The organism is Streptomyces sp. NPDC058231 (assembly GCF_042882275.1).
Classification (GTDB): Bacteria; Actinomycetota; Actinomycetes; order Streptomycetales; family Streptomycetaceae; genus Streptomyces.
The window spans coordinates 1-8,153 of the sequence record NZ_JBHVWN010000128.1; the positions used below are offsets into that span (position 1 = coordinate 1).

Genomic DNA, 8,153 nt, shown 5'->3' on the forward strand with positions numbered 1-8,153 from the left:
GAGCTGCAGATACTCCTCGTGATCTGGACCGGCGCCTGCCCCACCTGTCACCGCGACATGCCAGACCCCGCACCAACATGACCAAGCACTACTAGTCGCCGTGGTCGTCCTGGAGCATGTGGCGACGTTCCTGTTCGCGCTTGGAGTAGGCGGCTGCCCGGATCGCCTCGTCGCTCTCCAAGCCTGATCCCAGCGCGCCGCCCACGGTGGCGACCGAAGCGACGAACCATGACAACGTCAAGTATTCCGCGGCGTGCAGCGGTGTTCGTGTCACGGAAGCGAACACTTGGCCGTTGATGATGAACAGAGCCCACACCAAGTTGATGACGATCAAACCGCCGTAGCAGACGAGCACCCCGATACCCACGGTCATGACCGTCGAGGCGTTGTAGAGCCTCGCCCTCTGCCTCGCCTCCGGCGAGACCTCTGTTGATCGATGCCACAGCTGCGCGTCGACGATCAGCCAGCCGACCATGAGCCCGACAGACCCGACCATCGCGATCACGAGGCGTGGCGCGCTCAGGTACTCGGCCAGGCCCCAGATGGTGGAGTTCACGGTGGCGACTGCTCCCGTGGCGAGTGCGGCCGCCAGGGCTTTCGACAAGCCCGGCACCAACCGCCACGGCCGGTTGGCGCGGACCATACCGACGAGCACCCTCAGGTAACCGCGCGGCCCGCTTACGACGTACCGAAGATCAGCGGTCTCCTCCTCACCGATCGGGCCCGGGTGAACAGGCGCGAGACGACTGACGAAGGGCCCCAGAAGCGGCTGACTCTGCGGAGGTCCTCCAGCCCCGGTGGCCCGCGGACCCGCCAAACTGAGCACGGCTTCTTCCACGGCCCGCCGGGCCCTGGTCTGCAGTCGCAAGCCCCCCAGCGGAGGAAGAGACAGCAGCGCCAAGCCGTGTTCGTGACTCAGATCCACAACGAGCTTGCGCCCGTGTGAGTGCAGCGGAAGGTCGGTGAGGGCCACGACAATGTCCCAATTCTCAGCTCTTCCGCGGTCCATGATCCGGCGCATCAAGGTGGGCGGGTCCTCGGTCCCTGCGGTGAAAGGCTCACTGACCACCTCGACGTCGAAACGTCGGCCCTGGCCCGACTTGTCGGCAAGCCGAGTGGAAAGTATCTGGGCCATGCGCTGCGCGATCTCCGTCGGCGCATCCGGATCCGCCAGGAGAGCTACGACCGTAACGCCCTGAGACGACACCCGCATGACTCCTTCTCGTCGGCTGCCCCCGACCGCCCGTGCCCACAGGATGCCCTCGAGGTATCGCCGACGCCGCGTGACACGCTGGCCCCTGCCAGCAGGTGCAGGCGGTGCGGGCAGATCTCCTCGTCCTCCCCGTGCAGGGCCTGCTCCACCACCGGGCCACGGTTGCGTGCGCCACCGCGAACACCCGCTCCGCGCCACCCCGGGCACCGCGACGAGATCGATCGGCAGCAGGCCTGCCTCCTGTTCAACCTCGTCACCGATCACCTTGTTCATGGGCATCACTGCCTCTACACCGCACTGTTCCTGCTCGTCCATGTCACTGCGGCGTTCCTGCTCACACCGCAGTCGTTGCGTCCCCTCGTCCGACACCAGCACGATGCCGAGTGCCTCCATGGCCCGCCACCGGCCGGGGCCCGCGGTGCGGATCAGGTTGCCCGTCTCTTCCCGGTGCTCGTGCACGAGGCGGATACCGGTTGTGGGTGGACGGCACGCTGATCCCGGTCCGTGACCGGCAGGTCGGCGCCTCCAGCCGCAACCGACGGTTCTCGGCGAATGTGCAGGTCATCATTGACGCCGCCACGAAACTGGTCATCGCCACAGCTCGTCCCTCGCCCGGCAACCGGGCAGACGCCCGCGTGTGGAGAGAATCCGGCCTGGCCGAACACTGCCAGGACGTGACCGTGCTGGCAGACGGCGCCTACATCAACACCGGGCTCGTCGTCCCGCACCGCGAACGCCCAGGACGTCCCCTCCTCGCGGGCGAGAAAGCGGACAACGCCGAGCACCGCAAGGTCCGCGCCCGCGTCGAGCACGCCTTCGCCCGCATGAAGAACTACAAGATCCTCCGCGACTGCCGGCAGCGCGGCGACAGTCTCCACCACGCTGTCCAGGCCATCGCCCGCATGCACAACCTCGCCCTCACGGCATGACCAGCAAGGCCCCGAACCGCAGCTCAACCTGCCTACCCACACCCTTGCAACACGCTTTACAGGGCCGTGTATCGAAATGGATCCGGGATACTCCGGACGCTCGTGTGAGCGGGGCCCGGTGACGGCGCCTGTCGCGCGGTTCCCGGTGCGATCAGGTAATCAGGAATGGTGAACAAGGACGCGACCGACCCCTTCGTGCATGTCCGGGGCGCCAGTGAGAACAACCTGCGGAACATCGATGTCGACGTTCCGCGGGACGCGATGGTCGCCTTCACCGGCGTCTCCGGTTCGGGCAAGTCCTCGCTCGCGTTCGGCACGCTCTACGCGGAGGCCCAGCGGCGCTACTTCGAGTCCGTAGCACCGTACGCCCGAAGGCTGTTGCAACAGGTCGGCGCACCGCACGTGCAGGAAATCACCGGACTGCCACCCGCCGTGGCCCTGCAGCAACGACGCGGGGCGCCCAGCTCGCGATCGACGGTCGGCACCATCACCACGCTGTCCAATCTGCTGCGCATGCTGTACTCCCGCGCCGGCACCTATCCGCCCCGGGCCGCGCGGCTGGAGGCCGAGTCGTTCTCACCCAACACCGCGGCCGGCGCCTGCCCGGAGTGCCACGGACTGGGCGTCGTGCACGACGTCGCCGAGGACCTGCTCGTCCCGGACCCCTCGCTGAGCATCCGCGAGGGGGCGATCGCCGCCTGGCCGGGCGCCTGGCAGGGCGCCAACCTGCGCAGTGTCGTGAGCGGCCTGGGGATCGACATCGACCGACCGTGGCGCAGGCTCAGGAAGAAGGACCGGGACTGGCTGCTGTACACGGACGAGCAGCCCTCCGTGTACATCGAGCCGGAGGAGGACCGCGTCGACTACGGCTACCAGGGCAAGTTCTGGAGCGCCCGCAAGCACGTCATGCACGTCCTGGCCGACTCCAAGAGCGAGAAGATGCGTGAACGGGCGCTCCGGTTCGTCAGGAGTGTGCCCTGCCCCGAGTGTCACGGCAGCGGACTGCGGCCCGAGGCGCTCGCCGTGACCTTCGCCGGACGTTCCATCGCCGAGATCAACGCGATGCCGCTCACCGAAGTCGTAGCGCTGCTGCGGCCCGTCGCGGGGCGGTCCGAGGCCGACGCCACCACGTCGACCGCCCGATCCGGGGAGACGACCGAGGTCGCGGTCCGGATCTGCGGCGATCTGGTCGCGCGGGTCGACGTACTGATCGACCTGGGCCTCGGATATCTCAGCCTCGGGCGCCGCTCGACGACCCTGTCGCCCGGCGAGGCGCAGCGCCTGCGGATCGCCACCCAGCTGCGCTCCGGGCTGTTCGGCGTCGTCTACGTTCTCGACGAACCCTCCGCGGGCCTGCACCCAGCTGACGCGGAACCACTGCTGGACGTGCTGGACCGCCTCAAGGCGGCGGGCAACTCGCTGTTCGTCGTCGAGCACGACATGGACGTCGTACGGCGGGCGGACTGGGTGGTCGACATCGGGCCCGGCGCGGGTGAGGGCGGCGGACGCGTGCTGTACAGCGGCCCGGTCGCCGGTCTTGAGCGGGTCGGGGAGTCGGCCACGAGCCAGTACCTGTTCGGGCGTGCCCAGCCGCTCGATCACCGCCCGCGCACACCGCATGGCTGGCTGCACCTGAGCGGAGTCTCCCGCCACAATCTGCACGACGTGTCCGTCGACGTACCGCTCTGTGTACTGACGGCGGTGACGGGCGTGTCCGGTTCCGGAAAGTCGACGCTGGTGACGCAGGTGCTCGCCGAGGTCGTCCGCGGCCACCTCGGACTCGTACCCGAGGAGCCCGACGAGGCGCGGCTGGAGGTCGACGTCCAGGACGCGTCGGGGGTCGAGTCGTTCGACCGGCTGGTCCGGGTCGACCAACGGCCCATCGGCCGAACTCCCCGGTCCAACCTGGCCACGTACACGGGGATGTTCGACGCGGTGCGCAAGCTGTACGCGGCGACGGACGAGGCCAGGGCGCGCGGCTACTCGGCCGGGCGGTTCTCCTTCAATGTGCCCGAAGGGCGGTGCGAGACCTGCAAGGGCGAAGGATTCGTCGCGGTGGAACTGCTGTTCCTGCCCGGCACCTACGCGCCGTGCCCGACCTGCCAGGGCGCCCGGTACAACGCCGAAACGCTGGAAGTCACCTACCGCGGCAAGAACATCGCGGAAATACTTGCGCTGTCCGTCGACGCCGCCGCCAAGTTCCTGTCCGCCGTCCCGGCCGCCTCCCGCAGTCTGGAGACGTTGCGCGAGGTGGGACTGGGGTACCTGCGGCTGGGCCAGCCCGCGACGGAACTCAGCGGTGGTGAGGCGCAACGCATCAAACTGGCCACCGAACTGCAGCGAGCCCGCCGCGGGCACGCGCTCTACCTGCTCGACGAGCCGACGGCGGGGCTGCACCCCTCGGACATCGCGCTGCTGCTGCGACAGCTGCACCGGCTCGTCGACGCCGGCAACACGGTCGTCCTCGTCGAGCACGACCTGGACACGATCGCCACCGCCGACTGGGTCATCGACCTCGGGCCGGGCGGCGGCGACGCGGGCGGGCGGGTGGTCGCCGCGGGCCCGCCGGCCAAGGTGGCGAGGGCCCGCCGCAGCGCCACCGCGCCCTATCTCGCGGCCCGGCTAGCGCGCTCCTGACGACGGCGCGAGGGGCTGAGCACCAGTCAGCCGGGTTCGGGGCGCAGGGTCGCGCGCGTCGCCATGCTGCGTTCCAGCTTGTGGCGGAGATCGCTCGCGAGGTGTCCCGCCTGGGCCCATTACACAATGAGTTCGGCGACGTGGCGCATCTTGATGTCGGTGTGCTGGGAGATCTCCCGTAGGACGTCCCGGCCGTCCTCCACGCGCAGGCAGGCCAGCGTGACGACGATGCCGATCGCCCTGCAGATCGCCCTGATTGCGGGCCCCGGCCGCATGCTGGTGGGCGCGGCAGACCGTCGCAGCAGTCCGCGAGGAGCCGCCTCACCAACTCGGTGGTGCTGATGTGGTTGGGTTTCAACGGCTCCCGGTCGGCCATTACCGCTGTGCGCTGCCGTTTGAGCGGGATGCCGCCGAAGCGGGCAACCAGCGCCCTCTTCTCACCTCCGCGCTCGACGATGACTTCAAGTCATTTTCGAGGGCCGTCCGGGGTGTCGATGATCGCTCTGTACTTGCGGGCCATCTTCGTGACGGTCGATCTGTGCTTCGACGCCAGTGTCTTGAGCCTGGACGTCTCCATCACACATTGCAGGCGGTTCACCGGGTGCCCTGCCCGAGCGCCGCGATCTCCTCACCGGCGGGGAGCGCGATAGTCCTGGCCGATTCCGCAGACATCTCGGACCTCCCGTCTGCCGTGGATCCGTGTCACGCGCGCCCGCACCGAGTACCCAGGTCCGCGCCTCCCGGACAACCGGTGTCGCATGCGCCGCAGGGAGGTCAGGATGGGCGAGCGGACTGCGCCGAGAGCGCGCCGGGACCGGGTGCGCGATCGCGCAACGCGACGGCGACCGACACAACGGCGCCGCAGGAGAGGACCGCCGCGAAGCCGATCATCGCGGTCTGCACGGCGAAATGCCGCAGGGCAATGCTGAACAGGACGGAGGGCAGGCCCATTCCCAGGTACGCGACGACGAAGAACACGGCGAGGACCCCCGCGCGTGAGGCGGGCTCGGCCACTGAAACGGCACGTTCGACGCCTCCCTTGAACAGCAGCCCGGAGCCGGCTCCCGACAGGGACACGGCGACCAGGTAGAGCCAGAGCGCCGGGTGGTAGAGGGCGACGGCGCACAGGACCAGGCCGACCGGGAACACCACTGCCCCCACGGTCAGGACCCGGGGCAGTGGGAGGCGGCCCAGCACCAGCTGGGAGGCCGCCGCGGAACCGAACATGAGGAAGGCCGACAAGCCGACCACGAGGTGCGAGTCGGTGTGCAGGGTGCCATGGAGCACGCTCGCCCCGAGGGAGGAGATCAGGCCGAGGATCGCGAAGGCGAAGGCGCCCAGCGCGCCGGCCGCGCCGAACGTCCGCCCGCCGCCGGGGCGCAGGACGAACCTGCTGGGCGGTTCGGCCGCGGGCAGCTCCAGGTCCACGGTCTCCGGGGTGGACAGCACCAGCGCCAGGCACACTGCCATGGCGAGCGTGAAGATCGCCTGGGCGGTGATCAGGGGCGTGGGAAGCCACTCGGCGGCGGCTCCGGCGACCAGGGGCCCTGAGGCCAGGCCGCCGAGGTTGGCGGCGGTGGCCACGACGCCGGGCAGCACCGAACCCGTCCGTTCCGGACGCGCCTCGTGGTGGAGGTCGTGCAGGTACGTCGTCGCGGTCGAGGCCATCAACCCCAGTCCGACACCGTTCAGGATCCTGCCCGCGATCAGCCCCGGCAGGTCCCGCCACGCGATCAGTACGACCGACGCGACGATGCCCACCAGCAGCGCCGGGACGATGACGCGCCGTCGGCCGAGCCGGTCCGACAGGTGTCCCAGTCCGAGGAAGGCGGCCGCTGCGCCCACGACCATCGAGGCGTACGCCACCGTGACCGTGGTCGCGCCGAAGTGGTCCCGGGCCTCGTACAGCGGCCACAGCGGGGTCGGCGCGGTACCGAAGGCCATAAGCACGGTGAAGGCCACCGCCACGAACCAAAAGCCGGTCGTGTGCGAGGCACGATGCCGGGCGGGGTCGCGGGGTGGCAGGTCGGCGGGAGCGGGTGCTGGGATCGGATGGGTCAGGTCGTCGGGAGCGTCGGCTGTGGGACGGCTCAGCGGCGTCGGAACGGCAGGCAGGGGTACCCCTCCTCAGGCGGAAGTGGACGGTGCTTTCCATCCTCCTCACCAGCCGGGATCAGTGCGAACGAATGTTTTTGCTGGGCTCGAGCAATGCGAGTGATACTTCTCGTGTGGAGCTACGTCAGCTGGAGCACTTCATCGCGGTCGCCGAGGAGCTGAGTTTCACGCGTGCCGCCCGACGGCTGCACGTGGTGCAGTCCGGCGTGTCCGCCGCGATCCGTTCCCTGGAGCGCGAGCTCGGTTGCGCGCTGTTCGAGCGCACGTCGCAGCAGGTCCGGCTCACCGGGGCGGGCGCGGCGCTGCTGCCGGAGGCTCGGGCCACCCTGCACGCCGCCCAGGCGGCCCAGGACGCCGTGCGCGCCGCACAGGACACGCTGCGCGGCACGGTGAATGTGGGCGCCATGGCCTCGGTCGAGGTGGTGGACCTGCCTGCGCTCCTCGGGCAGCTGCACGCGCGGCATCCGGCGATCGACGTCCGACTGCGGCTGGCGACGACCGGATCGGCGGGACTGGCGCACGCACTGCTCAGCGGGGACCTGGACGTGGCTTTCCTGTCGCTGCCCGAGCACAAACCCGCCGGGATCGACGCACGGGAGCTGACCACCGTGCCGCTCGTCCTGGTGGTGAGCGCCGCCCATCCGCTCGCGCAGCGGGGGGAGGTGGCACTTGCGGACCTCGCGGCGGAGCCCTTCGTGGACTTCCCGCCGGGCTACGGCAACCGCGAGGTGGTCGACCGGGCGTTCGCGGTGGCGGGCGTCGTACGCCGGGTGGCACTGGAAGTGCCCGACATCGACATGGGGGCGGCACTGGTCCGGCACGGCCTGGGCATCGCCTTCCTGCCCGCGTTCGCCGTTGCCCGCAACCCCGGCCTGCAAGTCCTGGACGTCCACGGCACCATGCTCCGCTGGAGCATGCATCTCGGCACGTCGTCGACCCGGCGGCCCAGCTCGGCCCTGCGGGCGCTGCTCGACCTGGTCGACCACCACGTCATCGCCCTGTGACGCCCGGGCCGCGGCCCGGGCGTCTCCCGTCGGTGGTGTCCGGCCCTCTGCGCTCGCCTCGCTCCGGCGGCGACATCTGCCGCAGCGTCCGCTGACGCTCAGGCTGCCGTCGTCCACAGGCGGCGTCGGTTCCAGCGGGGCATCAGCCGGGGCCGCCCAGCACGATCGTCCACACTCGGGTCGCCACCTGGAGGTTGAGGCGGTCCTCGACGTTCGCGAGGTTGCTGCCGCTGATGTCGCGGATGCGCCCTACGG

Annotated in this window: 5 protein-coding genes and 1 pseudogene; 3 read left to right on the forward strand and 3 right to left on the reverse strand. The window is 69.9% G+C overall.

What is annotated here, in order from left to right; translation table 11 throughout:
* Positions 1-91: 91 nt before the first annotated feature.
* Complete coding sequence (locus ACFVXE_RS38150; RefSeq protein WP_389678312.1) at positions 92-1,672, reverse strand: hypothetical protein; 1,581 nt, start codon at positions 1,670-1,672, stop codon at positions 92-94.
* 11 nt (positions 1,673-1,683) lie between these two features.
* On the opposite strand from ACFVXE_RS38150, the pseudogene ACFVXE_RS38155 reads away from it, so the two are divergent.
* A pseudogene (locus ACFVXE_RS38155) lies at positions 1,684-2,142 on the forward strand (transposase family protein); the annotation flags it as partial.
* Between the two features lie 165 nt (positions 2,143-2,307).
* On the forward strand, positions 2,308-4,779 hold the full coding sequence (uvrA, locus tag ACFVXE_RS38160) for an excinuclease ABC subunit UvrA (RefSeq protein ID WP_389678314.1): 2,472 nt from the start codon (positions 2,308-2,310) through the stop codon (positions 4,777-4,779).
* A gap of 119 nt (positions 4,780-4,898) precedes the next feature.
* On the opposite strand, the gene ACFVXE_RS38165 is transcribed toward uvrA, so the two are convergent.
* Together ACFVXE_RS38165 and ACFVXE_RS38170 are read right to left on the reverse strand one after the other, a co-directional pair.
* Entirely contained in the window at positions 4,899-5,054 is a 156-nt protein-coding gene (locus tag ACFVXE_RS38165) for an ANTAR domain-containing protein (protein ID WP_389678315.1), read from the reverse strand.
* Positions 5,055-5,553: 499 nt separating this feature from the next.
* On the reverse strand, positions 5,554-6,741 hold the full coding sequence (locus ACFVXE_RS38170; protein ID WP_389678317.1) for an MFS transporter: 1,188 nt from the start codon (positions 6,739-6,741) through the stop codon (positions 5,554-5,556).
* A 266-nt stretch (positions 6,742-7,007) separates the two neighbouring features.
* Between ACFVXE_RS38170 and ACFVXE_RS38175 the strand changes: the two genes are divergently transcribed.
* Positions 7,008-7,898 carry a LysR family transcriptional regulator gene (locus ACFVXE_RS38175; protein WP_389678319.1) on the forward strand — a complete coding sequence of 297 codons (891 nt, stop codon included), beginning with the start codon at positions 7,008-7,010 and terminating at the stop codon, positions 7,896-7,898.
* Positions 7,899-8,153 lie beyond the last annotated feature (255 nt).